24 protein-coding genes and 2 pseudogenes are annotated in these 24,501 nt (G+C 71.2%); 15 read left to right on the plus strand and 11 right to left on the minus strand.

Features of this window, described 5'->3' with window-relative positions; genetic code table 11:
• The first annotated feature begins 13 nt into the window (after window positions 1-13).
• On the plus strand, window positions 14-1,069 hold the full coding sequence (locus AB0F52_RS12130) for an AraC family transcriptional regulator (protein WP_360168439.1): 1,056 nt from the start codon (window positions 14-16) through the stop codon (window positions 1,067-1,069).
• Here the strand turns inward: AB0F52_RS12130 and AB0F52_RS12135 are convergent.
• Complete coding sequence (locus AB0F52_RS12135; protein WP_360168442.1) at window positions 990-1,661, minus strand: helix-turn-helix domain-containing protein; 672 nt, start codon at window positions 1,659-1,661, stop codon at window positions 990-992. The two genes, AB0F52_RS12130 and AB0F52_RS12135, sit on opposite strands and share 80 nt — an antisense overlap.
• 193 nt (window positions 1,662-1,854) lie before the next feature.
• Here AB0F52_RS12135 and AB0F52_RS12140 point away from each other — a divergent pair, with 193 nt between their 5' ends.
• Together AB0F52_RS12140 and AB0F52_RS12145 are read left to right on the plus strand one after the other, a co-directional pair.
• Window positions 1,855-2,166, plus strand: a complete 312-nt coding sequence (locus AB0F52_RS12140) for a hypothetical protein (protein ID WP_360168445.1) — start codon at window positions 1,855-1,857, stop codon at window positions 2,164-2,166.
• A gap of 20 nt (window positions 2,167-2,186) precedes the next feature.
• A pseudogene (locus AB0F52_RS12145) lies at window positions 2,187-2,426 on the plus strand (TlpA family protein disulfide reductase); the annotation flags it as partial.
• Window positions 2,427-2,680: 254 nt separating this feature from the next.
• On the opposite strand, the gene AB0F52_RS12150 reads toward AB0F52_RS12145, so the two are convergent.
• The 3 genes from AB0F52_RS12150 to paaI are packed head-to-tail and all read right to left on the minus strand — an operon-like array spanning window position 2,681 to window position 4,955.
• Entirely contained in the window at window positions 2,681-3,268 is a 588-nt protein-coding gene (locus tag AB0F52_RS12150) for a TetR/AcrR family transcriptional regulator (RefSeq protein WP_360168448.1), read from the minus strand.
• Window positions 3,265-4,542, minus strand: coding sequence for a phenylacetate--CoA ligase PaaK (gene paaK, locus AB0F52_RS12155; RefSeq protein WP_360168451.1), 1,278 nt, complete (start codon window positions 4,540-4,542; stop codon window positions 3,265-3,267). The genes AB0F52_RS12150 and paaK overlap by 4 nt, the downstream gene beginning before the upstream one ends.
• Window positions 4,539-4,955, minus strand: coding sequence for a hydroxyphenylacetyl-CoA thioesterase PaaI (gene paaI, locus AB0F52_RS12160; RefSeq protein WP_360168454.1), 417 nt, complete (start codon window positions 4,953-4,955; stop codon window positions 4,539-4,541). Before paaI ends, paaK begins: the two co-directional genes overlap by 4 nt.
• A 165-nt stretch (window positions 4,956-5,120) precedes the next feature.
• Here paaI and paaZ point away from each other — a divergent pair, with 165 nt between their 5' ends.
• The 6 genes from paaZ (at window position 5,121) to paaE (ending at window position 10,829) form a co-directional block, all read left to right on the plus strand.
• Entirely contained in the window at window positions 5,121-7,151 is a 2,031-nt protein-coding gene (paaZ, locus tag AB0F52_RS12165; protein WP_360168457.1) for a phenylacetic acid degradation bifunctional protein PaaZ, read from the plus strand.
• Entirely contained in the window at window positions 7,148-8,086 is a 939-nt protein-coding gene (paaA, locus tag AB0F52_RS12170; RefSeq protein ID WP_360168460.1) for a 1,2-phenylacetyl-CoA epoxidase subunit PaaA, read from the plus strand. The genes paaZ and paaA overlap by 4 nt, the downstream gene beginning before the upstream one ends.
• 68 nt (window positions 8,087-8,154) lie before the next feature.
• A complete protein-coding gene (gene paaB, locus AB0F52_RS12175; RefSeq protein ID WP_360169552.1) occupies window positions 8,155-8,439 on the plus strand; it encodes a 1,2-phenylacetyl-CoA epoxidase subunit PaaB in 285 nt (94 codons plus the stop codon).
• A complete protein-coding gene (gene paaC, locus AB0F52_RS12180; protein ID WP_360168464.1) occupies window positions 8,436-9,293 on the plus strand; it encodes a 1,2-phenylacetyl-CoA epoxidase subunit PaaC in 858 nt (285 codons plus the stop codon). The genes paaB and paaC overlap by 4 nt, the downstream gene beginning before the upstream one ends.
• The gene (gene paaD / locus AB0F52_RS12185) at window positions 9,287-9,775 is read left to right on the plus strand and encodes a 1,2-phenylacetyl-CoA epoxidase subunit PaaD (RefSeq protein ID WP_360168467.1); all 489 of its coding nucleotides are present in this window, start codon (window positions 9,287-9,289) and stop codon (window positions 9,773-9,775) included. Before paaC ends, paaD begins: the two co-directional genes overlap by 7 nt.
• A 1-nt stretch (window position 9,776) precedes the next feature.
• On the plus strand, window positions 9,777-10,829 hold the full coding sequence (paaE, locus tag AB0F52_RS12190) for a 1,2-phenylacetyl-CoA epoxidase subunit PaaE (protein WP_360168470.1): 1,053 nt from the start codon (window positions 9,777-9,779) through the stop codon (window positions 10,827-10,829).
• A 1,295-nt stretch (window positions 10,830-12,124) separates the two neighbouring features.
• Here the strand turns inward: paaE and AB0F52_RS12195 are convergent.
• From AB0F52_RS12195 to ccrA, 5 genes and pseudogenes are all read right to left on the minus strand, one after another.
• A pseudogene (locus AB0F52_RS12195) lies at window positions 12,125-12,571 on the minus strand (toll/interleukin-1 receptor domain-containing protein); the annotation flags it as partial.
• A 36-nt stretch (window positions 12,572-12,607) separates the two neighbouring features.
• Entirely contained in the window at window positions 12,608-13,732 is a 1,125-nt protein-coding gene (locus tag AB0F52_RS12200; RefSeq protein ID WP_360168473.1) for an adenylate/guanylate cyclase domain-containing protein, read from the minus strand.
• Between the two features lies 1 nt (window position 13,733).
• Window positions 13,734-14,186, minus strand: coding sequence for a universal stress protein (locus AB0F52_RS12205; protein ID WP_103335282.1), 453 nt, complete (start codon window positions 14,184-14,186; stop codon window positions 13,734-13,736).
• Between the two features lie 93 nt (window positions 14,187-14,279).
• Complete coding sequence (locus AB0F52_RS12210; RefSeq protein WP_360169555.1) at window positions 14,280-15,488, minus strand: chromosome segregation protein; 1,209 nt, start codon at window positions 15,486-15,488, stop codon at window positions 14,280-14,282.
• 184 nt (window positions 15,489-15,672) lie between these two features.
• Window positions 15,673-17,013 (minus strand): crotonyl-CoA carboxylase/reductase, encoded by a 1,341-nt coding sequence (ccrA, locus tag AB0F52_RS12215; RefSeq protein ID WP_360168476.1) that lies wholly within the window; start codon window positions 17,011-17,013, stop codon window positions 15,673-15,675.
• A gap of 198 nt (window positions 17,014-17,211) precedes the next feature.
• Between ccrA and AB0F52_RS12220 the strand changes: the two genes are divergently transcribed.
• Both AB0F52_RS12220 and AB0F52_RS12225 read left to right on the plus strand, forming a co-directional pair.
• Window positions 17,212-17,580, plus strand: a complete 369-nt coding sequence (locus AB0F52_RS12220) for an SPW repeat protein (RefSeq protein ID WP_071831581.1) — start codon at window positions 17,212-17,214, stop codon at window positions 17,578-17,580.
• 19 nt (window positions 17,581-17,599) lie between these two features.
• Window positions 17,600-18,172 (plus strand): TetR/AcrR family transcriptional regulator, encoded by a 573-nt coding sequence (locus AB0F52_RS12225; protein WP_360168479.1) that lies wholly within the window; start codon window positions 17,600-17,602, stop codon window positions 18,170-18,172.
• A 111-nt stretch (window positions 18,173-18,283) separates the two neighbouring features.
• Here the strand turns inward: AB0F52_RS12225 and mce are convergent, their stop codons facing one another.
• Complete coding sequence (mce, locus tag AB0F52_RS12230) at window positions 18,284-18,739, minus strand: methylmalonyl-CoA epimerase (protein ID WP_103335290.1); 456 nt, start codon at window positions 18,737-18,739, stop codon at window positions 18,284-18,286.
• 137 nt (window positions 18,740-18,876) lie between these two features.
• Between mce and AB0F52_RS12235 the strand changes: the two genes are divergently transcribed.
• A complete protein-coding gene (locus AB0F52_RS12235) occupies window positions 18,877-20,064 on the plus strand; it encodes an acetyl-CoA C-acetyltransferase (RefSeq protein ID WP_360168482.1) in 1,188 nt (395 codons plus the stop codon).
• A complete protein-coding gene (meaB, locus tag AB0F52_RS12240; protein ID WP_360168485.1) occupies window positions 20,065-21,030 on the plus strand; it encodes a methylmalonyl Co-A mutase-associated GTPase MeaB in 966 nt (321 codons plus the stop codon).
• Here the strand turns inward: meaB and AB0F52_RS12245 are convergent.
• Window positions 21,011-21,691 carry a TetR/AcrR family transcriptional regulator gene (locus AB0F52_RS12245; RefSeq protein ID WP_360168488.1) on the minus strand — a complete coding sequence of 227 codons (681 nt, stop codon included), beginning with the start codon at window positions 21,689-21,691 and terminating at the stop codon, window positions 21,011-21,013. The two genes, meaB and AB0F52_RS12245, sit on opposite strands and share 20 nt — an antisense overlap.
• Window positions 21,692-21,782: 91 nt before the next feature.
• Here AB0F52_RS12245 and AB0F52_RS12250 point away from each other — a divergent pair, with 91 nt between their 5' ends.
• Window positions 21,783-23,246 (plus strand): MFS transporter, encoded by a 1,464-nt coding sequence (locus tag AB0F52_RS12250; RefSeq protein WP_360168491.1) that lies wholly within the window; start codon window positions 21,783-21,785, stop codon window positions 23,244-23,246.
• Between the two features lie 356 nt (window positions 23,247-23,602).
• Window positions 23,603-24,328 (plus strand): peptidylprolyl isomerase, encoded by a 726-nt coding sequence (locus AB0F52_RS12255; RefSeq protein WP_360168494.1) that lies wholly within the window; start codon window positions 23,603-23,605, stop codon window positions 24,326-24,328.
• The last annotated feature ends 173 nt before the right edge of the window (window positions 24,329-24,501 follow it).

Here is a 24,501-nt window from a genome sequence, read left to right on the forward strand (position 1 = left end):
CAGAATTCCGGCCATGGCCGAGCTCGCCGCGCCCGCCGTCGTGGACTGGGACTTCCCGCGCGGCACCGCGAGCATCGAGCTGATGACCCGGTTCGCCGCGGAACGGGGCGTGCCGGCCGAAAAGCTTCTGGCCGCGACGACGCTGACGCCGGAGCTGCTCGCCGATCCGGCCGTCCAGGTCGACGCCCGCCAGGAGCTGGCCGTCGTCCGGGTGCTGGCCGGCCTGGACGGTTCGGACGCGACGGCGCTGGAGCTGGGCCGCCGCTACCGCGTCACCACCTTCGGCATCTTCGGCTTCGCCTGCATCAGCAGCCCGACGTTGCGCGACGCGATGCTCTTCGCCCTCCGCTACTTCGACCTGAGCTTCGCTTTCTGCATCCCGCACGTCGTGCTCGGTGCCGACCGGCTGACGCTGGAACTCGACGACAGCCGCGTGCCCGCCGACGTCGCCCGCTTCCTCGTCCTGCGCGACCTGGCCGCGATCTTCGCCGTCATGCGCGATCTGCTGCCCGAGATCGCGCTGGACGAGCTGACCTTCCGGCACGGAACGTCCACGCCGGAGGGATACCTGGCCGCGTTCGGCGTGCTGCCGCGCTTCGGCGCCGACGGCTGCCGCGCGACCCTCGATCCGGCGCTGCTGGGCCGGCCGCTGCCGCAGGCCAACGACCAGACCGTCGCCCTGTGCGCCGCGCAGTGCGAAGCGCTCGTCGCGCGGCGACGGCAGCGTTCGGGCATTTCCCAGCAGGTGCGGGAACGCCTGGTCCGGCTCGGCGGCGTCGACGCCGGAATGGACGAAATCGCCCGCCAGCTGACGCTCAGCACGCGCACCCTGCGCCGGCGCCTGACCGAAGCCGGCACGAGCTACCGGACGCTGGTCGACGAGGTCCGCCAGACGCTCGCCGAAGAGCTCCTGGACACCGGCGTGCTGTCGGTCGAGGACGTCGCCTACCGGCTCGGGTACGCCGAAGCGTCGAGCTTCATCCACGCGTTCAAGCGCTGGACCGGGATGACACCGGCGGCGTTCGCCCGTCGCTTCCGCGCCGCTCGGCGAGGACCGCCGGGTAGGTGACCTTCAGCAGGTTGAGCAGCGAATCGGTGAGGAAGGTGCGCAGCGCCGCGCGGTCCAGCGTGCCGCGGATCAGCCACTCCCGCGACGCCGCGCGCAGCATCCCGCCGAACGACCGGATCATCGCCCGCAGCTCTTCGCGGCCTTCGGTCACGCCGGTCATCAGCGCGGCCTCCAGCACCCGGTCGGCGGCGATCTCGTCGGCCTCCAGCATGATCCGCTCGATCTCGGGGTCGCGCCCGGCCGCCTCCGGCCCGATCACGGTCAGCCACGCGTCGCGGTTGCGGTCCACGACCTCGATCCACCGTTCGACGCCGATCGCCAGCCGCTGCTCCATCGTGGTGTCCGGCAGCGCTTCGGTGACCGGCGCGGGCACGATCATCAGCTGCCGCACCACTTCCAGGTACAGCTCGCGCTTCCCGCCGAAGTAGTGGTTGATCAGCGGGCGCGCCACCCCGGCGGCCTCGGCGATGTCCGAAGTGGACACCGAGGCGTAGCTGCCCGCGCCGAACAGGTGCCGGGCGGCGGCGAGGATCTCCGCACGCCGTTCGGCCGGTTCGAGCCGGCGGCGCCGGGGCCGGGTCCCACTGGTCATCCGCTCAGCCTCGCGGGGGATCGGCATGCTGTCAACAAGTAGTTGACCCATTGTCAAAAGAGTGACTCCGGTGGCGGGCACGGGGTGTTTCGCGCCAACCTTTGTCGTTACGCAACCGGAACAACCCGCCGGTAACTCCGCGGCGTCCGGATGCGACGAGACGGCTGGGGCCCGCGACCGGGGGTAGGAGCAGATGAACGACGAAGGCGCGCCGATCCGGCCGGCCGGGCGCTGGGTGAGCGTCCGCCTGCAGCATCGCCACGTCAGCTTCGAGGACGGCTTCGAAGCCGACGAGCCGCTGCCGGACGGCGACTGCGCGGACGAAGCGTCCCTGTCGTACTCGGGCATCGTGATCTGTAGCTACGACCAGGGCGAGAAGGTGTCCGAGCGCTGGATCCCGCTGGGCATCGACCCGTCCGAAGCGGACGACGAGCAGCTCATCGGCCAGCTGCGGGAGGCGCTGCTGTGGCAGGCGGGGCGGCCGCCCCAGGCCGCGGAGGAGTGAGCACTGGCCAGGGTGGGGCCATGCTGCCGGGGCGCATCGTCGTGGTCGTGGCGCTGCTGGCTTCGGCCGCCTGCTCGACCGGCAAGGACGCGGTGGGGTCGCCGGACACGTTCGAGTTCGTCTCGCCGGGTGGGCGGACGCAGCTGTTCTACGAGCCCGATCAGCGCAAGCGCGTGGCCGAGCTGGCCGGTCCCGACGTCGCCGACCCGGCCCGGCGGATCGCCCTGAGCGACTACGCCGGGAAGGTCGTCCTGCTCAACCTGTGGGGCGCGTGGTGCCCGCCCTGCCGTTCGGAGGCGCGCCGCCGACTTCGCCCGCGACTTCGAGCTCGGCTACCCGTCGATCCACGACGACTCCGGGCGGATCGCGCTGCGGCTGCGCGGGATCCCGCTCGCCGCGGTGCCGATCTCGCTGATCGTCGACAAGCGGCAGCGGGTCGCCGCCGTCTACATCGGAGAGGTCCTCGAACAGGACCTCCGCCCGGCCTTGGACCGCGTGCGGGCCGAGTAGCGGCTCAGGTGCGCAGGCCCTCGAAAGCCACCTTGCACACCGCGTCCGCGACCTCGGCCGCCGCCGATCCGCGCCGCGGCTTGTACCACTCGATCAGCGAGTTCACCATGCCGAACACCAGCCGCGCGGTCACCGCCGGGTCGACGTCCGGGCGGACGTCGCCCTCCGCTTCGGCCTGCTTCACCAGGTCCGTCACCAACCGGTCGAATTCGCGACGCCGCGCCAGCGCCGCCCGCTCCACCTTCGTGTTGCCGCGCACGCGCAGCAGCAACGTCACGAACGGCAGCCGGTCCGCCAGCACCAGCACGCTGCCGCGCACCAGGTGCTCCAGCCGGTCGATCGCGCGCCCGTCGAGCTGGGCCGTCTCCGACGCGACCTCGAACAGCCCGTCCAGTGCCCGGTCGACCGCCAGCCGCAGCAGCTCCTCCTTGCTGGGCACGTGGTGGTAGATCGCCGACTTCGTGATGCCGAGCTTGCGGGAGAGGTCCTCCATGCTGGTGCCGTCGTAGCCGCGCTCGTTGAACAGCTTCACCGCCACCTGCAGCAGTGATTCGAGGTCGTAGCCGGGCCGTCCGCGCCGTGGGGCCGTCACGGCTTGTCCCGCTGGTCCACGATCCGCCGCATCTTGCCCATGGACCGCTCCAGGGTGTCCGGGTCGACGACGTCCACCGACACCGTCACGCCGACGCCGTCCTTCACGCCGGTGACCAGCTCCGAGGCCGCCCGCGTCCGGTCGTCGCCGGAAGCGTCGTGACGGGCCTCGACCCGCACGGTCAGGTGGTCGAGCCGGCCGCGCGTGGACCGGACGAGCTGGAAGTGCGGGCTCAGCCCGGCCGTCCGCAGCACGATCTCCTCGATCTGCGTCGGGAAGACGTTGACCCCGCGCAGGATGATCAGGTCGTCGGTGCGCCCGGTGACCTTGGCCATCCGCCGGAAGGCCGGCCGCGCGGTGCCCGGGTTCAGCTCGGTCAGGTCGCGGGTGCGGTAGCGGATGATCGGCAGCGCCTGCTTGGTCAGCGACGTGAACACCAGCTCGCCGGTCTCGCCGCCGCCCAGGACGTCCTCGGAGTACGGGTCGATCACCTCGGGGTAGAAGTGGTCCTCCCAGATGTGCAGGCCGTCCTTCGTCTCGACGCACTCCTGCGCGACACCCGGGCCCATCACCTCCGACAGCCCGTAGATGTCGACGGCGTCGAGCGCGAACCGGTCCTCGATCTCGGCTCGCATCTGCTCGGTCCACGGCTCGGCGCCGAAGATGCCCACCTTGAGCGAGCTCGCCCGCGGGTCGACGCCCTGGCGTTCGAACTCGTCGAGCAGCGTCAGCATGTACGACGGCGTGACCATGATGATCTCGGGGCGGAAGTCGGTGATCAGCTGCACCTGCCGCGCGGTCATCCCGCCGGAGGCCGGGATCACCGTGCAGCCCAGCTTCTCCGCGCCGTAGTGCGCCCCGAGGCCGCCGGTGAACAGGCCGTAGCCGTAGGCGACGTGCACCTTGTGCCCGGGCCGGCCACCCGCGGCGTGGATCGAGCGGGCCATCACCGTCGCCCAGGTGTCGATGTCCTGCTCGGTGTACCCGACGACGGTGGCCTTGCCGGTGGTGCCGCTGGAGGCGTGGATGCGCCGCACCTGCTCCTGCGGCACCGCGAACATCCCGAACGGGTAGTTCTCGCGCAGGTCCTGCTTGGTGGTGAACGGGAACTTCGCCAGATCGGCCAGTTCCTTGCAGTCGTCCGGGTGGACGCCGGCTTCGTCGAACTTCCGCGTGTAGGCGGGCACGTTCGCGTAGGCGTGCCGGAGTGTCCACTGCAGACGTTCCAGCTGGAGGGCGGCCAGCTCGTCCGCGCCGATGTCCGTCTCGATCATGGTCGGTCCCGTTTCGCGGAGAGGACGCGGCTGCGGCCGCGGAATTCGGCGACGACCTCGGGCCCCGCGGGGGTCTCCCGGTGCACGGTGACGTCGTAGATGCCGTTGCGGCCGTAGCGGGTGCGCTCGGTGGCCGTGGCGACGAGGTGGTCACCCAGCCGGCCGGCCGCGACGAAGGAGATCTCCGCGCCCGCGGCGACCGTGACCGGGCCGTGGGTGTTGCCGGCGCAGGCGAACGCCGTGTCGGCGAGCAGGAAGACGTACCCGCCGTGGGCGATGTCGTGCCCGTTGACCATCGCGCGCGTGATCGTCATGGTCGCGACGGCCCGGCCTTCGCTCGCTTCGACAAGTTCGATGCCCAGTGCGCGGGACGCCTCGTCGGCGGCGAACATGGTGTGCGCGGCGTTGGTCATGTGCTCTCCGTCCCCACTGACCGAATGGACGGTCACCTCGCGGTGCCGCTCAGTAAAGGCAGTGGTCGGGGCCGTGTCAAGCGTCGAGGTCTTCCGATCTTCGGGTGCGGCGGCTACCATGCGATTAACTGAACGTCCGGTAGGTAATTCGGCGAGAGGGACCTGATGGCACTGCTGCGCAGCTACGTCTCCGGGAGCTGGCACACGGCGGCGGACGAGGGCGTCCCGCTGCACGACGCGGCCACCGGCGAGGAGGTCGCCCGGATCTCGTCGGCGGGGGTCGACTTCGCGGCCGCGCTGGCGTACGGGCGCACTGTCGGCGGCCCGGCGCTGCGCGAGCTGACGTTCCACCAGCGTGCGGCCCTGCTCAAGGCCCTGGCTTCGCACCTGCGCGAGCACCGCGAAGAGCTGTACGCGATCTCGGCGAAGACCGGCGCCACGCTCGGTGACTCGAAGTTCGACATCGACGGCGGCATCGGCGTCCTCTTCAGCTACGGCTCGAAGGGCAAGCGCGAGCTGCCGAACGACACCGTCTACGTCGAGGGCGCGGTGGAGCCGCTCTCGCGCGGGGGCACGTTCGTCGCCCAGCACATCGCGACCCCGCTGCGGGGCGTCGCCGTCCAGATCAACGCGTTCAACTTCCCGGTCTGGGGGCCGCTGGAGAAGCTCGCGCCGGCGTTCCTGGCCGGGGTCCCGAGCCTGGTCAAGCCGGCCAGTTCGACGGCGTACCTGACCGCGCGGCTGGTCGAGCTGATCATCGGATCCGGGATCCTGCCGGAGGGGACGCTGCAGTTCGTCGCCGGCAGTGTCGGCGACCTCCTGGACCACGTCACCGCGCAGGACCTGGTGTCCTTCACCGGCTCGGCGTCGACCGCCCAGAAGCTGCGCGCGCACCCGGCGATCATCCGCAACGCCGTCCGGTTCAACGCCGAGGCCGACTCGCTGAACTGCTCGATCCTCGGCCCGGACGCCGTGAAGGGCACCACCGAGTTCGACCTGTTCGTCAAGCAGCTGACCACCGAGATGACGGTCAAGGCGGGCCAGAAGTGCACCGCGATCCGCCGCGCGTTCGTCCCGGCGGAGCTGCTCGACGACGTCGCCACCGCCGCGTCCGAGCGGCTCGCGAAGGTGACCGTCGGCCACCCCACGGCCGAAGGCGTCCGGATGGGGGCGCTGGCCAGCCTGGAACAGCGCGAGGAGGTCCGGCGGTCGCTGAAGGCGCTGCTGGACGCCGGGAGCGTCGTGTTCGGCGACCCCGAGCGCGTCGACGTCGTCGACGCCGATGCCGAGCGCGGCGCGTTCATCTCGCCGGTGCTGCTCAAAGCCGACCCGGAGCGAACCGAGCCGCACGAGGTCGAGGCGTTCGGCCCGGTCTCGACGCTGATGCCGTACACGTCCACCGAGCAGGTCGTCGACTTCGCCGCGCGCGGTGGCGGCAGCCTCGCCGGCTCGATCGTCTCGGCGGACAAGGAGTTCGTGCGCGAGGTCGTCCTGGGCGCTGCGCCGTTCCACGGCCGGCTGCTGGTGCTCGACGCAGAGGACGCGAAGGAGTCCACCGGGCACGGCTCGCCGATGCCGCAGCTGGTCCACGGCGGCCCGGGCCGGGCGGGCGGCGGCGAGGAGATGGGCGGGATCCGCGGGGTCCTGCACCACATGCAGCGCACCGCCGTGCAGGGATCGCCGGCCGTGCTCAGCGCCGTCACCGGCCGCTGGGTCACCGGCGCGCCGCGCACCGAAGGTGACGTCCACCCGTTCCGGAAGTCCCTGGCGGAGCTGAAGATCGGTGACTCCGTCGTCGCCGGGCCGCGCACGGTCACCCAGGAAGACGTCGACCACTTCGCCGAGTTCACCGGCGACACGTTCTACGCCCACACCGACCCCGAAGCGGCGGCCGCGAACCCGCTGTTCGGCGGGATCGTCGCGCACGGGTACCTGGTCGTTTCGTTTGCGGCCGGGTTGTTCGTCTCGCCCGAGCCGGGCCCGGTGCTGGCCAACTACGGCCTGGAGAACCTCCGCTTCCTCACCCCGGTCAAGGTCGGCGACTCGCTGACGGTGACGCTGACCGCGAAGCAGATCACCCCGCGGATCGACCAGGACTACGGCGAGGTCCGCTGGGACGCCGACGTCACCAACGCCGACGACGAGTCCGTGGCCAAGTACGACGTCCTGACGCTCGTTTCGAAGGAGCAGCCGTGACCGCCACCGTCTCGCTCGAAGAGCACTTCGAGCACACGATCGAACGCGACCAGCGGATCGAGCCGCGCGACTGGGTGCCCGAGGGCTACCGCAAGACGATGATCCGGCAGATCGCGCAGCACGCGCACTCGGAGATCATCGGCATGCAGCCCGAAGGCAACTGGATCACCCGGGCGCCGTCGCTGCGGCGCAAGGCGATCCTGCTGGCCAAGGTGCAGGACGAGGCCGGCCACGGGCTCTACCTGTACTCGGCGGCGGCGACGCTGGGCGCGGACCGGGCCGACCTGACCGACAAGCTGATCACCGGGCGGCAGAAGTACTCGTCGATCTTCAACTACCCGACGCTGACCTTCGCCGACGTCGGCGTGATCGGGTGGCTGGTCGACGGCGCGGCGATCTGCAACCAGGTGCCGCTGTGCCGGTCGTCGTACGGGCCGTACGCGCGGGCGATGATCCGGATCTGCAAGGAGGAGTCCTTCCACCAGCGGCAGGGCTACGAGCTGCTGATGACGATGATGCGCGGGACTTCGCAACAGCGCGAGATGGTCCAGGAGGCCGTCAACCGCTGGTGGTGGCCGTCGCTGATGATGTTCGGCCCGCCGGACGCCGATTCGCCGAACACCGCGCAGTCGATGGCGTGGAAGGTCAAGCGCCACACCAACGACGAGCTGCGGCAGCGGTTCGTGGACATGTCGGTGCCGCAGGCCGAAGCCCTCGGCGTCACCTTCCCGGACCCGGACCTTCGCTGGAATTCCGAGCGCGGGCACTACGACTTCGGCGCGGTGGACTGGGACGAGTTCAAGAACGTGCTGAAGGGCAACGGGCCCTGCAACGCTTCGCGGATCGCGCACCGGCGTCGCGCCCACGAGGACGGCGCGTGGGTGCGGGAAGCCGCCGTCGCCCACGCCTCGAAGAAGAACGAGGAGCGCAAGTGACCGACCTGACGGCCGAAGGCGGCCACGGCGCCGTCCCCCTGGAAGGCGTCCCCGCGGCCCCGGGCCCGATCAGGCACGACTGGCCGCTGTACGAGGTGTTCGTCCGCGGCAAGCGCGGCCTGAACCACGTGCACGTCGGGTCGCTGCACGCGGCCGACGACCAGATGGCGCTGCACCACGCCCGCGACCTCTACACGCGCCGCAACGAAGGCGTGTCGATCTGGGTCGTGCGCGCGGCGGACATCACGGCCTCGTCGCCGGACGAGAAGGACCCCTTCTTCGCGCCCAGCGGCGACAAGGTCTACCGGCACCCGACGTTCTACGACATCCCCGAGGATGTGCCGCACATATGAGTTTCGACAACGTGTACGAGGCCATCACCGAGGAGAACGACGCCCGCTGGGCGTTCGGCACCGGCTTCGAGGACCCGCTGTCCGGAGTGGACACTTCGGTGCCGTCCGGGGTGGACGCCGCGCAACTGGCCGCGTACTGCCTGATGCTGGGCGACGACGCGCTGATCTTCTCCCACCGGCTCCAGGAGTGGTGCACCAACGCACCCGAACTGGAGGACGAGGTCGCGATCGCCAACATCGCCCTGGACCTGCTGGGGCAGGCGCGGCTGCTGCTCGCCCGCGCCGGCAAGGCCGAGGGCTCCGCGCGCACCGAGGACTCGTTCGCGTTCCTCCGTGCGGAGAACGAGTTCCGCAACGTCCGGCTCGCCGAGCTGGGCGGCGGGCACTTCGGGCACCTGATCGCGCGCCTGTTCGTGTTCTCGACGTGGCGGCTGGCGCTGTTCCAGCGGCTCGAGACGTCCGTGGACCCGGTCCTGGCGGCGATCGCGGACAAGGGCGTCAAGGAGCTGGCCTACCACCGCGACTACGCGGCGCAGTGGCTGGTCCGCCTCGGCGACGGGACGCCGTTGTCGCACTCGCGGATGCAGGAGGGACTGGACGAGGTCTGGCCGTACGTGGGCGAGTTGTTCCGCACGCACCAGACGGAGTTCGTGGACGCGGCTTCGCTGCGGCCGGAGTTCGACGCGGTGCTGGACCAGGTTCTCGCGGCTTCGACGCTGTCCCGGCCTTCGTCCGGCGAGCTCGCCGGCGTTTCGGGCCGGACGGGCCGCGACGGCGTCCACACCGAGCAGATGGGGTTCCTGCTGGCGGAGCTGCAGAGCGTGGCCCGGGCGATGCCGGACGCTCGATGGTGACCGCCGCGGCCGTGGCCGCCACGGTCACCGACCCCGAGCTGCCGATGCTGACCCTGGCGGACCTGGGCGTGCTGCGTTCGGTGTCCGAGGCCGAGGGACGCGTGGTCGTCGCGATCACGCCGACGTACACGGGCTGCCCGGCGATGGACACCATGCGCGACGACCTGGAGCACGCGCTGGTTTCGGCGGGCTTCGCGGACGTCGAGATCCGGACGCAGCTGTCGCCGGCCTGGACCTCGGATTGGATTTCGCCGTCGGGGCGGGAGAAGCTGGCCGCGGCCGGGATCGCCCCGCCGGGCGCGGCCCCGCGGCGATCGGGCCCGATCCCGCTGACGCTGTCGGCGCCGGTGTCACGGGTCCACTGCCCGCACTGCGGTTCCCCGGACACCGAAGAGCAGTCCCGGTTCGGCGCGACGGCCTGCAAGGCGCTGCGGCGCTGCCGTGCGTGTCTGGAGCCGTTCGAGCACGTCAAGGAGATCTGAAGTGGCGCGGTTCCACGAGCTGACGGTGGCCGGGGTCGAGCGGCTGTGCGACGACGCGGTCGCGGTGACGTTCGACGTGCCTTCGTCGCTGGCGTCCGAGTACGCCTTCAAGCCGGGCCAGTCGCTGACGTTGCGGCGCTCGATCGACGGGCGCGACGAGCGCCGGTCGTACTCGATCTGCGCCCCGGCGGGCGCGGCACCGCGGGTGGGCGTCCGCCTGGTCCCGGACGGCTGTTTCTCGTCGTGGCTGGTGAACGAAGTCCGCCCGGGCGACACGATCGAGGTGGCCCCGCCTTCCGGTTCGTTCACGCCGGACCTGTCCGCGGGCGGCCACCACGTCCTGATCGCGGCGGGCTCGGGCATCACGCCGGTGCTGTCGATCGTCTCGTCGTTGCTGGCCACCCCGGACGCCACGGTGACGGTCCTGTACGGCAACCGCCGCACGGACACGGTGATGTTCGCGGACGAACTGGCGGACCTGAAGGACCGTGCGCCGTCGCGGCTGGAGCTGATCCACGTGCTGTCGCGCGAACCGCGCGAGGCAGAGCTGTTCACCGGCCGCCTGGACGTCCCGAAGTTGCGCACGCTGTTCTCCACGTTGGTGCCGGTGGCTTCGGTGGACCACTGGTGGCTGTGCGGCCCGTTCGAGATGGTGTCGGGGGCGCAGGAGCTGCTGGCGTCGCAGGGCGTGCCGCGGGAGCGCATCCACCAGGAGCTGTTCTACGTGGACACCCCGCCGGCCCCGGTGGAGCACCTCGACCCGGCGGTGGCGGGGGAGTCGTCCGAGGTGTCCGTGGTCCTGGACGGCCGGGCGACACCGATGACGTTGCCGCGTTCGTCGTCGGTGCTCGACGGGGCGCAGAAGTTCCGCCCGGACCTGCCGTTCGCCTGCAAGGGCGGGGTGTGCGGGACGTGCCGCGCGCGCGTGACGGAGGGAAAGGTGGACCTGCGGCGGAACTTCGCACTGGAGGAAGCCGAGGTGGCGGCGGGGTTCGTGCTGACGTGCCAGTCGTACCCGGTCTCGGAGACACTCACCGTCGACTTCGACGCCTGAGGTCGGACTCGTCGGCTTCCACGAAACCCCAGGCGCGGGCCAGGCGGGCCAGGGCTTTCGCGGACCAGGCCTGCCGCTCGTCGCGGCCGGAACCCGATCGGGGCGACCACAGTCACCGCGCCCTCGGGGCCCGCCTGCCCTTCCGAAGTCCCGAACACCGACAGATCGAGCACGTCGAGCAGGGTGCCGTTCGTCTTGACGTGCAGTTCCACCGTCGGAGGGGCCAGGAGCGGGGCCTTTTCGGGATTGGGGACGAGCGCACCGGGCACCGTGACGGTCGCGGTGCCCCACGCCGCCGTCCACAGGTCCACGATTTCGTTCGCGGTGATCCCCCGGTGCGCTTGGATCTCGACGGAAACCGTGATCGCCGGCGTCAAGACGCTCGGAAGCATGAGGCGTACGGACGCTGGGCCCCCGTCGATCTGGTCGTACCGGGCGTCACGGCCGGTCGGGTGGAAGTCCGGCCGGCTCGCCCGCTCCCACCAGCCCGGTAGCCGCATGCTGATCTCGGCCTGCGGTAGCGCTGCTTCGATCCACTGGCGGGTCCGCCCGGTGATCTCGAGGTCGTCGTCCAGCTGCCACGGCAGGGTCGCGATGGCGCGAACGATCAGGGCAGCGGGTCTGGCCACCGGCAACCGGAAAGCCTCCCGGGCGTCCATGCTCGACCGCGGCCAGGGCTGCCATCGCGCCGAAGGCGTTTCGGTGTCGCGGAACAGGGTGCCCTTGCCCCACGTTCCGCCGTCGAGATCGACCACGCGGGCGGCGGCATCGGGACAGTCCGAGGCCGGCAACCCCGGTCCGTCCGGGAAGCCTGGCAAGACCGCAAGGTCGTCCCACACGGGGCCGGCGACCACCACGGCCGGCTTGCCGGTGACAGCACAGATCACGGGTTCGTCCTCGCCGGTGAAGTGCTGGACGAAGCCCGGTCCCTCCGGAAAGGCCGGCTCGGCCGGCTTGCCCAAGCTGCCCAGGGCTCGCCGGAAGGCGACTTTGAACGCTCTCGCCGTCCGCGGATCGGCGCCCTCGCCGACCTGGGGACCGGGCGGATGAGTCGTCACAGATCCGGCGTTCCCGACCTGGAGCACGAACCCGTGGACGTCCCCGGTGATCTCGTTCCGGATGCCGGCGACCGGCGGTCGTCCCGGCGTCGACGGCGGAGCCGGCCGTGGCGCCAGAGCCGGCTCCGCACCCAGCCGCGGCCGGACGAACTCGGGCTGGTTCGTCAGCATGCGCAGGAGCTTTTCGGCGCCTTCGACGGTGAAGCCCGAGACCGGGTACACCGTCGAAGTGGCCGGGGCCAGGAAGTCCGGCACATCGTCTGCGCTCCGGCCGGGCAGCAGGACGGGAACAAACCGCTTCACCGCGTGCCGGTCGGCGTAGAAGGCGTCGCGGATCAGCCGGGCCTCCCACTGGACGCCGCGTTCCTCGTGCGCACCGCTGCGGCCCTCGGCACCGCGGCGATACGCCGGGGAAGCGATCACAAGGACGTAGGCGGCTTCCCGGATCTGCGCGGCCATCCACAACGCCCAGTCCCGGCGCTCGTGGGTTTCGCCCAGATCGAGCTGGGCGTCGATCCCGCAGGATCGCAGGAACTCCCAGAGCAGGATCACGGACTCCTGGTGGGACGGGTCATCCGGTTCTTTGGCGTACGAGAGGAACACCTGGGTCACGCCGCGCCACCCGTGCCGCTTTCCCGGCGAAGCGCATCGGCTCCGGCCACGCGCACCTCCCACCTCGTCCACGCGAGGGAAGGAGTCTACCGATCCAGGGATCGCCGGTCAGAGTTTGCGACGTCGCCGGCGGCGGGGCCTCGGCTCCGGGATCTCCGTCACCTGGTCCTCCGGCGGCGTGCCGCGTTCCTCCGGCGTCGCCAGCCCCAGCATCTCCGCCGCCAGTTGCTGCGAACTCGCGAACATCCCCGTCGGGGTCTCCTTCGCCCGGCGCAGCGCGGCCGGGCGGAGGCGGTTGTAGCCCCGGACCGTCACCGGCCTGCGGGCGCGCAGCTCGTACGCCTTCTCGTCCGCCAGTTCGGCCGCCAGTTCGCGGTCGACCAGGATCGTGCCCGGGCGGGCCACCGAGGTCAGGCGGGCCGCCAGGTTGACCACCGAGCCGTACACGTCGCCGAACCGCGACAAGATCCGGCCCGAGGCCATGCCCGCGCGGACCGCCGGCAACGTCTCGTCCGCCGAAGTGCGCTCGGTCAGCGTCAAGGCGATCTCCGCCGCGTCGACCGGGGCGTCCGCCACGAACAGGACCTCGTCGCCGATCATCTTCACCACGCGGCCGTGGTGCTCGGCGATCACCTCGGTCGCCAGCGTCTCGAACGCGTCGAGGACGCGGCTGAGCTCGTCCTCGCCGATCTGGCGCGTCAGCCGCGTGTAACCCACCATGTCGACGAACCCGACCACCTCGGTGCGCGTCTCCACGTTGTCGCCCGCGGCCGCGAACGCCCGGCCCGCGTACGCCGCCAGGTGGCGGCGCCAGACGAAGTTCTGCACCCGCTCCAGCTCCGGCAGCAACCGGTCGACCAGGCGGGTCACCTGGCGTTCGCCGCGGCCCGGTTCCGGCTGCTGCCGGATCAGCTCCCAGAGCATGTCGACCTGCCACTCGGCCAGCCGCGACAGGTGCTGGCCGAGCGCGCGCGTCACCGAGACCTCGATGCTCGGGTCGATCAACCCCGACTGGACCAGCTGATCGGCGGTGCGCATCGCCTCGACGTCCGCGTCGGTGAAGACGACCTCGTCGTCGCGCACGGTCGCGAACCCCAGCGCGCGCCAGAGCCGGCGTGACCGCTCGTCGGGCACGCCGGCCTTCTCCGCCACTTCGAGCCGGGTGTACTTCCGCCTGCCGCCGAGCAGGACGCGTTCGAGCCGCTGCTGGAGTTCCTCGCTCGGATCGGTCACGTCAGGTCGTGTGGACGATGAGCACGTCCACGCCGGACTTGCGGGCCACCTCGGACGGCACCGAGCCCAGGATCCGGCCGGCGATCGTGTTCAGCCCGCGGTTGCCGACCACCAGCAGGTCGGCCTCGCGCTCGTGCACGACCTTGCGCAGCGAATCGACCGGGTCGCCCTTCACGGCGATCGTGTCGATCTTCTCCGCACCCGCGCGCGTCGCCCGGTCCCGCGCCGACTGCAGGGTGTCCTCGGCCGGCGCCGAGCCGACGACCTGGTACGCCTCCTCGCCGAGGACGTCCTGGGCCTTGTCGACGTCGGACTTGCTGGCCGGGTAGTACGCACACGCGATGACGAGCGTGGCGCCCGCGTCGCCGGCCACCGCCGCCGCGCGGTCCACCGCCGCGAACGAGGACTCCGAGCCGTCCGTGCCCACCACCACGGTCCGATATGCCGCACCCATGCGCAAAACCTCCAGGTGATCCCGCGTGAGCAGGGACGATAGCCGGTCGGTACCGGCCGTGCAGGGTCGTCCGCGCCCGTGTCGGGTGGAAGGTTACTCGCCAGTCGCTTTCTGCGCTCCGCTTGCCCGCGGAGCCGGCTTCGCCGCCGGTTTGGGGGTGGGTTTCGGGGCCGGTTTGGCCGCGGGCTTGGCCCCGGGCTTCGGCTTCGGCACGTCGGAGACGCGGATGCGGATCGTCTCCTCGGCGTCGGTGACCCGGACCGTCTTCTCGGTCTCGTCCACGGCGTCCGGCTTTTCGTCCGGCACCAGGTCGGCCTTGACGTCGGCGGGCACCTTCACGTCGTCGCCGAGGACGGTGTGCGCCTCGGCCAGCACGGCCCGCGCCGCGCGCACCTGCTCGGCCAGCCCGCCGCGCACCTTCCGCAGCGCGTCGACCCGCTCGTTCGCCTGGGTGATCCGCCGGTTCGATTCCTCCGTGGCCGACGTCACGCGGCGCCGCGCCTCGTCGGCGGCCTCCGCGAGCCGGGCGTTGGCCTCGGTGATCGAGTCCTGGCGGCGCTTGTTCGCCTCCGCGACCGACTCCCGCTGGCGGCGGTCGATGTCCGCCTTCGCGGCCTTCTCCTCTTCGAGGACCTTCGCGCGGATGTCGGCGGCGTCCTGCGTGGCCTCCTGGACGCGCCGCGCGGCCTCGGCCTTGCTCGCCGCCTCCTGCTCGGCCAGCACCCGCATCGCCTCGGTGCGGCGCGAGGCCATCGCGATCTCGAAGTCCTCTTCGACCTTCGTGCGTCGGTCCGAGGACTCGGTGTCGAGCCGCTTGCGCTCCGCCTCGGCCTCGTCGGTGATCTTCTTGGCCTCGGCGCGGGCGTCCTCGAGCACCTTGCGGTGCTCCGCCTCCATCTCCTTGCGCCGCAGGTCGAGCTCGGTGAGGAGCTGCTCGTAGCGGGCCCGCATGGCGCTCGCGTCCGTCTCGGCCTTCGCCCGGATGTGCCCGGCCTCGGCTTCGGCGCGGGCGCGGGTGTCGGCGGATTCGTCCTGCGCCAGGCGCAACATGCGCTGCAGCCGTTCGGACAGGCCTTCGACGCTGGTCGGCGGCTGGGCGAGCCGGTCGACCTGCCCGCGCAGGTCCGCGATCTCGCCGCGCGCGATCTCCAGCTGGCGGGCGAGGTCGCCCGCCTGCGCGATGGCGGCGTCCCGATCCGCGGTGAGCATCTTCAGGTCGGCGTCCAGCCGTTCGAGGTGCTCGTCGACCTGTGCTCGGCTGTACCCGCGCTTCGCCACGTCGAAGCCGGCTCCCAGCGGCACAAGCTCCCGTTCATCGCCAAGGCTCATGGGGCCTACCGTAGCCGCAGCCGGGTCACGGAAGGGTGAGCACCCGGGCGGTGCGCCGAACGCGTCGTCTGCCGCGCCGAAAGGAACCGCCGGAATCGGGCGGTTTTCCGGGGGTTCCCGACGCCGGGAGCGGGACCGCTCCCGGCGTGGCCGTGGCTCAGGCGCCGCGGAACGCGTTGATGCCCTCGAGGTGCTTCGCGCGCTTCTCTTCGTCGCGGACGCCGAGGCCTTCCTGCGGGGCGAGTGCGAGCACGCCGACCTTGCCCTGGTGGGCATTGCGGTGCACGTCCAGCGCGGCCTGCCCGGTTTCCTCGAGCGAGTAGGTCTTCGACAGCGTCGGGTGGATCAGGCCCTTCGCGATCAGCCGGTTCGCTTCCCACGACTCGCGGTAGTTCGCGAAGTGGGAACCGATGATCCGCTTCAGGTTCATCCACAGGTAGCGGTTGTCGTACTGGTGCATGTACCCCGACGTCGAAGCGCACGTGACGATCGTGCCGCCCTTGCGCGCGGCGTAGACGGACGCGCCGAAGGTCTCCCGGCCCGGGTGCTCGAAGACGATGTCCGGGTCCTCGCCGCCGGTCAGCTCGCGGATCCTGGCCCCGAAGCGCTGCCACTCCTTCGGGTCCTGCTCGGTGTCGTTCTTCCAGAACTTGTAGCCCTCGGCGCTGCGGTCGATGATCAGCTCGGCGCCGAGCTTCCGGCAGATCGCCGCCTTCTCGGGGCTGGACACGACGCACACGGGGATGGCGCCGCCGTTCAGCGCGTACTGCGTCGCGTAGGAGCCGAGGCCGCCCGAAGCGCCCCAGATCAGGACGACGTCACCCTGCTTCATGTCCGCGCCGTTGCGCGAGACGAGCTGGCGGTAGGCGGTCGAGTTGACCAGGCCGGGGGAGGCGGCCTCTTCCCAGGTCAGGTGGTCCGGCTTCGGCATCAGCTGGTTGGCCTTGACCAGCGCGATCTCGGCGAGGCCGCCGAAGTTGGTCTCGAAGCCCCAGATCCGCTGCTCGGTGTCGAGCATGGTGTCGTTGTGCCCATCCGGGCTCTCCAGTTCGACGTTCAGGCAGTGCGCGACGACCTGGTCGCCCGGCTTCCAGTTGTGCACGCCGACGCCGGTCCGCAGCACGACGCCGGACAGGTCCGAGCCGACGACGTGGTACGGCAGGTCGTGCCGCTTGGCCAGCGGCGAGAGCTTCCCGTACTTCTTCAGGAACTTGAACGTCGGGATCGGTTCGAAGATCGACGTCCACACGGTGTTGTAGTTGATGGCGCTCGCCATCACCGCGACCAGCGCTTCACCGGGGCCGAGTTCCGGCACCGGGACGTCGTCGACGTGCAGGGACTTGCGGGGGTCCTTGTCCCGGCTCTCGAGGCCCTCGAACATGTCGACCTCGTCGGCGTGCACGGTCACCCCGCGGTAGCTCTCGGGGACGGGCAACGAGCCGACCGCGCCGAACTCGCCGGTCAGGATGGCCTGCTGGATCTCGCCGAGCTGCGTCATCGGTTCCTCCGCGGAGATGGGGGGCGTTGGCGGCAGAAATTACTCGCCGGTAACACGCGACCACAACTGTACGAGACGGACAGCACGATTACACGCCGAACCGTGACGGCCCGGTCTTGACCGGCCGACCAGTCAAGCGGATCATCGACGTGGGGTACACCCACCCACCAGCAGTTTCACCGACGGAGGTGAGCACGAATGAGTGAAGTCTCTACGCGCGCGTGGACCCGGCCCCATGACTGGGCCGAGGTCGTCATCGGGGTGGTCGCCGCTCTTTCACCCCTTTGGCTGAGCACGGACACGACCGCGATGTGGACGATGGTCGTCCTGGGCGCGCTGATCGCACTCGACGGCCTGGTTTCGCTGGCGATGCCGGGCATGGTCTACGGCGAAGGCATCCAGATCGCGCTCGGCGTGCTGCTCTTCATCGCGCCGTGGGTGATGGGGTACACGGAGTTCAACGGCGCGTCCTGGACGTCCTGGATCGCCGGGGTGCTGACGGTCATCGCCGGCGCGGCGGCGATGCCGGTCGCGAACGCCGCACACCGCACGGCCGGGCAGCACTGACAACCCAGGAGGCACGGGAATGACCGAGGATTCGGCGAAGGAGCGCATCCTCTGCGCCGCCGAGGCGCTCTTCGCCGAGTCCGGCTTCGACGCCACCCCGACCTCGCGCATAGCGGAGCAGGCCGGGGTCCCGAAGGGCCTGGTGCACTACTACTTCCGCCACAAGGCCGACCTGCTCACGGCGCTCGTCGCCCGGCTGCCCGACGAGCGCATCGAGCCGGCGGTGGTGGTGGTCCCGGGCGACCTGGCGGGCAGCCTGCGGCGCCTGGTCCGCGAACTGGACCACCGGTTCAGCAGGTCCCTGGGGTTGTCGCACCTGCTGTGGCGCGAGGCCGACACCCACCACGTGGTCCGCGACGCGCTCCACGAGCGCTTCCAGGTCCTGGTCCGCCAGGTCCGAGCGGTGATCGTGGCGGCAACGGGCGGCGGGTTGCCCTCGGCCGACGTGGATCGGGCCTCGGGGCTGCTGGCTCGCGCGGTCAGCCACCGCCACGCCACGGCCCGCCATTCGGAAGACGACCTCCCGGCGGAGTTCGACGGCGAGCTGACCTTCATCGCCGACGCCCTGTCGTCCAAGGCCGCGCCTGCATAGCCGGGTTGGCGTGCTCGGCTGCCTGCCCGGCGCCTCACCGGCGTTTGGCCGCACGCCCGTTTCTTGTCACGGGCGTGCGGTTTTCGTGCCGATCCGTTGCGCGGGAACGAGTCAGTGCGCCGTGGCGTCCTTCGCCGGCTCCACCAGCTCCACCAGCACTCCGCCCGCGTCCTTCGGGTGGACGAAGTTCACCCGGCTGTCGGACGTGCCCCTCTTCGCCTCTTCGTACAGCATGCGCAGGCCCTTTTCGCGCAGGGCCGCGGCCGCGGCGTCCACATCGGACACGCGGTAGGCCAGCTGCTGCAGCCCCGGGCCGCTCTTCGCCAGGAACTTGCCGATCGCCGAGTCCTCGCGGAGCGGGGCCAGCAGCTGGATCTGCGTCTCGGTGCCGGCCGTGCCCGGAGCGCGGAGCATCGCCTCGCGGACCCCCTGCTCCTCGTTCACCTCCTCGTGCGCGACCTCCAAGCCGAAGTGCGCGCGGTGGAACTCGATGGCCGCGTCCAGGTCCGGGACCGCGATGCCGACGTGGTCGATGGCCGTCACGAACGGCCGCAGGGCGTCATTCATGGGGGCAGGATAGGGGGCCCGCGCGCCGCGGCGAGGCGGAATCGTCGCGTGCCCCGCCTCACACTGGCTCCATCAAGAAGCCCTGCTCCCGGGTATGGTCGGCAAAACTGCCCATGCGCCGATGCTTGGAGGACGCCGTGTCCGGTTCCGTGATCCTGGGTGCCGCCCGTACGCCGATCGGGCGCCTGCTGGGCTCCCTCAAGGACTTCACGGGCGCCCAGCTGGGCGGGGTGGCGATCAAGGCGGCCCTCGAACGCGCCGGGGTCTCCCCGGACGCGGTGCAGTACACGATCATGGGCCAGGTGCTGACCGCCGGCGCCGGCCAGATCCCGGCCCGCCAGGCCGCGGTCGCCGCGGGCATCCCGATGAGCGTGCCCGCGCTGACGATCAACAAGGTGTGCCTCTCCGGCCTCGACGCCATCGCGCTCGCCGACCAGCTGATCCGCGCGGGCGAGTTCGACCTCGTCGTCGCCGGCGGCCAGGAGTCGATGACCCAGGCGCCGCACCTGCTGCCCAAGTCGCGCTCCGGCTTCAAGTACGGCGACACCACCCTCGTCGACCACATGGCTTACGACGGGCTCTTCTGCGCCTTCGACCAGGTCGCCATGGGCGCCTCGACGGAGAAGTACAACTCCCGCTACGGCCTCACCCGCGAGCAGCAGGACGAGTTCTCCGCCCGCTCCCACCAGCGCGCCGCCGAGGCGATCAAGAACGGCTACTTCGCCGACGAGATCGCGCCGGTCTCCATCCCGCAGCGCAAGGGCGACCCGGTCGTCTTCGACACCGACGAGGGCGTCCGCGCCGACACCACCGCCGAAGGCCTCGCCAAGCTGCGCCCCGCCTTCGCCTCCGACGGCACCATCACCGCGGGCTCGGCCTCGCAGATCTCCGACGGCGCCGCCGCGGTCATCGTGGCCAGCAAGGCGAAGGCCGAGGAGCTCGGCATCACGCCGCTCGCCGAGATCGGCGCGCACGGTGTCGTCGCCGGGCCCGACGCGAGCCTGCACGAGCAGCCGTCGAACGCCATCCTCGCCGCGCTGGCGAAGGCGAACCTGACCGCCGACGCGCTCGACCTCGTCGAGATCAACGAAGCCTTCGCCGCGGTCGGGCTCGTCTCCACCGAGAAGCTCGGCCTCGACCCGGAGAAGGTCAACGTCAACGGCGGCGCGATCGCCCTCGGCCACCCGATCGGCGCCTCCGGTGCCCGGCTCGCCGTGCACCTGATCCACGAGCTGCGCCGCCGCGGCGGCGGGCTCGGCGCGGCCGCGCTGTGCGGTGGCGGCGGCCAGGGCGACGCCCTGCTGCTGCGGGTGCCGTCCGCGTAAGTGGCCGGCCCACTCGACCTCGACGACCTCGTCGGCCGCGCGCGGGACGGACAGCCCCGTGCCGTCGCGCGGCTGCTGTCGCTCGTCGAGGACGCCCACCCGCGCGTCGCGGAGATCGCGCGGGCCCTGACCCCGCACACCGGGCGGGCCCGGGTCGTCGGGCTCACCGGACCACCCGGCGTCGGCAAGTCGACTTCGACCTCGGCGCTGCTCACCGCGTTGCGCGCGGAGGGCAAGCGGGTCGGCGTCCTCGCCATCGACCCGTCTTCGCCGTTTTCGGGCGGCGCGCTGCTCGGCGACCGGATCCGGATGACCGAACACGCCACCGACCCCGGCGTGTTCATCCGCTCGATGGCCACGCGCGGGCACCTCGGCGGGCTCTCGTGGGCGACCCCGCAGGCGGTGCGCGTGCTGGACGCGGCCGGCTTCGACGTCGTGCTGATCGAGACCGTCGGCGTCGGACAGTCCGAAGTGGACGTCGTGAAGCTGGCCGACACCACGGTGGTGCTGCTCGCCCCGGGCATGGGCGACGGCATCCAGGCCGCGAAGGCCGGCGTGCTCGAGATCGCCGACGTCTTCGTCGTCAACAAGGCGGACCGCGAAGGCGCCGACGCCACGGTGCACGACCTCAAGCAGATGATTTCGCTGGCACGGCGGGAGATCCGGGGAGCGAGCTGGCGTCAGCCGATCGTGCGGACCGTCGCGGCGAAGGGCGAGGGTGTGGACGAGGTCGTGCAAGCACTGGCCGCACACCACGACTGGCTCGTCGAGCACGACGAGCTGGCCCGGCGCCGGGTGGCCAGGGCGCGCGACGAGGTCGAGGCCATCGCGCTCCGGCGGTTGCGGGCCGAGCTCGTGGACCTGCGCGGCGGGGGACGGCTCGCCGGCGTCGCGGAGCGGGTCGTGGCGCGCGAGCTTGATCCGTTCGCCGCCGCCGACGAGCTGATCACGGACTTGCGGAGCTAGTGCCGCCGCCCGGCGGCGCGCTTCGTTCGCCGGCCGAGTAGTAGACGAGGAACATGTCCACGCCACGGCTGATGAGGTCGTGGGTGCGCTCCTCTCCGATCTGTTCGCCGTAGGCGGCGTGGGTGAAGTGGGGGTAGAGGACAAGGGCGTAGAGCTGGATCAACGCCAGCTCGATGTCGGGGATGGCGAGCTCGCCGGCCTCGATGCGCTTGCGGAACTCCGTGGTCAGGATGGCGGACGTCAGGTCGGGGCCGTTGGCTTTCCACGCCTGGCCGAGCTCGGGGAACCGCTGCGCTTCACTCGCGACGAGCGCGCGCAGCGCGAGCACCTGGGGCTGCGCCATCCCGGCCACCCACCCTCGCGCCGTCCGCACGAGGATCTCCCGGATGTCCTCGGATTCGGCCAGGCTCTTTTCGAGAGCCGACGTCGACTGCTGGAGTGCCTCCTTGAGGGCATCGTGGATGACCGCGTGGAACAACTCGTTCTTGCTGCCGAAGTGGTTGTAGATCGTCACCTTCGACACGTCGGCCCGCTGTGCGATGACGTCGATCCCGGCTTCGAAGCCGCGAGCGAGGAAGACCTCGCGGGCAGCCTCCACGATCGCCCGGCGCTTGAGGTCGGCGCGCTCGCCGGTGGGCGGGCGCCGTCGCGTGTCCGTCATGCACGCAGCATACCGACCGCCTGAACTGGGCAGTCCAGTTCACCTGAACTGAACTGTTGAGTTCATATGAACTGAAGCGTACAGTTCAGTGGTGACCGGCCGTGACGATCGGGAGGCGCTCATGCTGTTCGAACCGGAGCTGACCTCCGTGAAACCCGCGGTGGTGCACCACGACCGCCGCGGCGCGCTGCTGGCGTTGCTGGCGTTCGCGATGCTGATCGTTTCCCTCGACCAGTACATCGTCGTGGTCGCGTTGCCCGAGATCGGCCGGGACCTGCGGTACTCCGCCCAGACCCTTCAGACGGTGATCAGCACGTACGCGATCGCCTCCAGCGGGTTCCTGCTGTTCGGCGGGCGGGCCGCGGACCTGCTCGGCCGCCGCCGGATGTTGGTGGCCGGCTTGGCGCTCTACGCGGTCGCTTCGGTGATCGGGGGACTGGCCACTGCGCCGCTGTGGCAGCTCGCCGGCCGCGCGCTTCAAGGCCTGGGCGGCGCGTTGGTCTTTCCCAGCACCCTGGCCATCCTCAACACGACCTTCGCCGAGGGGCGCGACCGCAATCGCGCGCTGAGCGTGTGGGGTGGAGCCGGGGCCGCCGGCCTGGTCATCGGGGTGCTGCTCGGTGGCGTGCTCACGCAGGGTTTCGGGTGGCGGGCGGTGTTCTTCGTCAACGTTCCGCTGGCCGGTTTGGCCATTGTGCCGGCGTTCGCGCTCATCGTCGCCGACCGGCGGCGGGCGGTGAGCCGGCGATTCGACCTGGCCGGCACGCTCAGCGTCACCGGCGCGGTGACCTTGCTGGCGTTCGCGCTGGTCCGTGGGCCGGATGCGGGATGGGGCTCGCCCGGGATCGTGGCCGCCCTGGCCGTGGGAACCTTGCTGCTCGGGGCCTTCGCGGTGATCGAGCGGCGCAGCGCGGACCCCCTGCTGCCCCGTGGCCTGCTGCGCAACCCGAGCCTCGTCCTGGCCTTGGCGGTCGCGTTCATGTTCACGGCCACCTTCGGATCGCTGCTGTACTTCCTGTCCATCTACCTCCAGGACGTGTGGGGGTACGGCGCCCTGACCACCGGGCTCGGGTTCCTGCTGCCGACCGCGGTGGTGGTCACCGGCTCGGTGCTGGCCGGCTCCGTCGTGACCCGGATCGGGGTGCGGCGCACCCTGCTCGGCGCGCTCGCCACCGGCGCCGTGGGCACGTGCTTGCTCGGGCTCGCGCTCACGCCGGACGGCTCGTACGCCTGGCTGGTGCCCGGCCTGATCGCGGTCGGCATCGGCGACGGCATGGTCTTCACGGCCATGTACATCGCCGCGGCGACGGGGGTGCCCGGCCACCGGCAGGGTGTCGCCTCGGGGATCGTCACCACCGGTTCCGGTGTGGGCGCGGCGGCCGGGCTCGCGGTGCTCGTCCTCATCGCCAACACCACCGCCGGCGCTCGCGGGCTGGACGACGAGGCGCTGCGGATCGCGACCGGCGGCGGGATCCGGGTGGCGGTGTTCGCCATCGCCGCGGGAATCGTGCTCACCTTCCTGATCGCGCTGACGTCTTTCCGGCGCGGCTCTTGACCGGCCGCGGCCGGGGCGCTCGCTCGCCGCTTTCCGTTGCCGCGGCTCGATGAACGCGCCGCCCGGCGTCTTCCGGCCGGGCCCCGGTGCGGCGCGCAAGAACCCGAGCAGTGCCTGCACTAGCTGTCGGATGCCTGCTGTGCCAACGATTCTTCTCACGTCTGACCCCTTCGCCGGGCGGCGCTTTGCCGCGTGCTGACCATCGTGCGCCGGGGGCCCGACAATTTCCGGGGTGCGGGCCCCGAGGTTCACCCGATGGGCTGACAGGGGCGACTTTCGCGGGTTCTGGCTGTCGGTGCCGGGCCCTAGACTGCGGGGCGCTCCGGAACCGGGCGATCACTGGGAGGGCGTGCAGGATGAAGAAGACACTTCTCACCGCGCTGGCGGCGGGTGCGTTGTTCGTGGCCGGGAACGGCGTCGCCGCGGCGGCCGACGCGCCACCGCCCAAGACGACCCACGGGCCCTGCCAGTACACCGAAACCCCGGACGAACCGCCCGCGCGGCCGGTGCCGCTGCCGCCCGACCCGCGGCACACGCCGAGCCACGGCAAGGTCGACGTCGCCATCCCGACCAGCCAGGGCGCGTTGCCGCTGCGGCTGGACCGCGCGAAGGCGCCGTGCACGGTGCAGAGCTTCCTGCACCTGGCGCGGCACCGCTTCTACGACTACACGGTGTGCCACCGGCTCACCGCGTACCCGACGTTGAAGGTGCTGCAGTGCGGCGACCCGACCGCGACCGGCGAAGGCGGGCCGGGCTACAGGTACAAGGACGAGCTGCCGGTGGACCTGCCGCCGGCGCCGACCGACCCGACCGGCGCCCGGCGCGTCTACGCGCGCGGCCTGCTCGCGATGGCCAACGCGGGGCCGGACACGAATGGTTCGCAGTTCTTCGTCGTGTACGGGGATTCCGCGCTGCGGCCGAACTACACGGTGTTCGGCACGGTCGGTGCGGAGGGGCTGAGGACGCTCGACAAGGTGGCGGCGGGCGGGATCCAGCCGACCGCGGAGGAGCCGGCGCCGGTCGACGGCACGCCGGTGCTGCGCACGGAACTGCTGCGGGTCCGGCCGGACTGCTGGTTCTGACGGTGGTCGCGGGCCGCTCCGGGTGGGGCGGCCCGTGGGTATCACGTGTGCTTGGCGAGGCATCTCGTGTGAACGGGCGGGCTTCATGCGTGATTACGGGGGCATCTCGTGTGATTGGAGGGGCATCACCCGTGATTGAGAGGTCGACTCGCGTGATTGAAGGGTCGACTCGC

It is taken from the genome of Amycolatopsis sp. NPDC024027 (assembly GCF_040638975.1).
Lineage (GTDB): Bacteria > Actinomycetota > Actinomycetes > Mycobacteriales > Pseudonocardiaceae > Amycolatopsis.

What these genes read in the sequence shown, in the direction of transcription:
- paaK (WP_360168451.1), bottom strand. Translation starts at nt 4,542, where the DNA reads ATGATCGAGACGGACATCGGCGCGGACGAGCTGGCCGCCCTCCAGCTG.
- AB0F52_RS12205 (WP_103335282.1), bottom strand. Translation starts at nt 14,186, where the DNA reads ATGGGTGCGGCATATCGGACCGTGGTGGTGGGCACGGACGGCTCGGAG.
- paaD (WP_360168467.1), top strand. Translation starts at nt 9,287, where the DNA reads ATGGTGACCGCCGCGGCCGTGGCCGCCACGGTCACCGACCCCGAGCTG.
- mce (WP_103335290.1), bottom strand. Translation starts at nt 18,739, where the DNA reads ATGAATGACGCCCTGCGGCCGTTCGTGACGGCCATCGACCACGTCGGC.
- AB0F52_RS12140 (WP_360168445.1), top strand. Translation starts at nt 1,855, where the DNA reads ATGAACGACGAAGGCGCGCCGATCCGGCCGGCCGGGCGCTGGGTGAGC.
- AB0F52_RS12130 (WP_360168439.1), top strand. Translation starts at nt 14, where the DNA reads ATGGCCGAGCTCGCCGCGCCCGCCGTCGTGGACTGGGACTTCCCGCGC.
- paaI (WP_360168454.1), bottom strand. Translation starts at nt 4,955, where the DNA reads ATGACCAACGCCGCGCACACCATGTTCGCCGCCGACGAGGCGTCCCGC.
- ccrA (WP_360168476.1), bottom strand. Translation starts at nt 17,013, where the DNA reads ATGACGCAGCTCGGCGAGATCCAGCAGGCCATCCTGACCGGCGAGTTC.
- paaZ (WP_360168457.1), top strand. Translation starts at nt 5,121, where the DNA reads ATGGCACTGCTGCGCAGCTACGTCTCCGGGAGCTGGCACACGGCGGCG.
- AB0F52_RS12225 (WP_360168479.1), top strand. Translation starts at nt 17,600, where the DNA reads ATGACCGAGGATTCGGCGAAGGAGCGCATCCTCTGCGCCGCCGAGGCG.
- paaC (WP_360168464.1), top strand. Translation starts at nt 8,436, where the DNA reads ATGAGTTTCGACAACGTGTACGAGGCCATCACCGAGGAGAACGACGCC.
- AB0F52_RS12255 (WP_360168494.1), top strand. Translation starts at nt 23,603, where the DNA reads ATGAAGAAGACACTTCTCACCGCGCTGGCGGCGGGTGCGTTGTTCGTG.
- AB0F52_RS12245 (WP_360168488.1), bottom strand. Translation starts at nt 21,691, where the DNA reads ATGACGGACACGCGACGGCGCCCGCCCACCGGCGAGCGCGCCGACCTC.
- AB0F52_RS12220 (WP_071831581.1), top strand. Translation starts at nt 17,212, where the DNA reads ATGAGTGAAGTCTCTACGCGCGCGTGGACCCGGCCCCATGACTGGGCC.
- AB0F52_RS12135 (WP_360168442.1), bottom strand. Translation starts at nt 1,661, where the DNA reads ATGACCAGTGGGACCCGGCCCCGGCGCCGCCGGCTCGAACCGGCCGAA.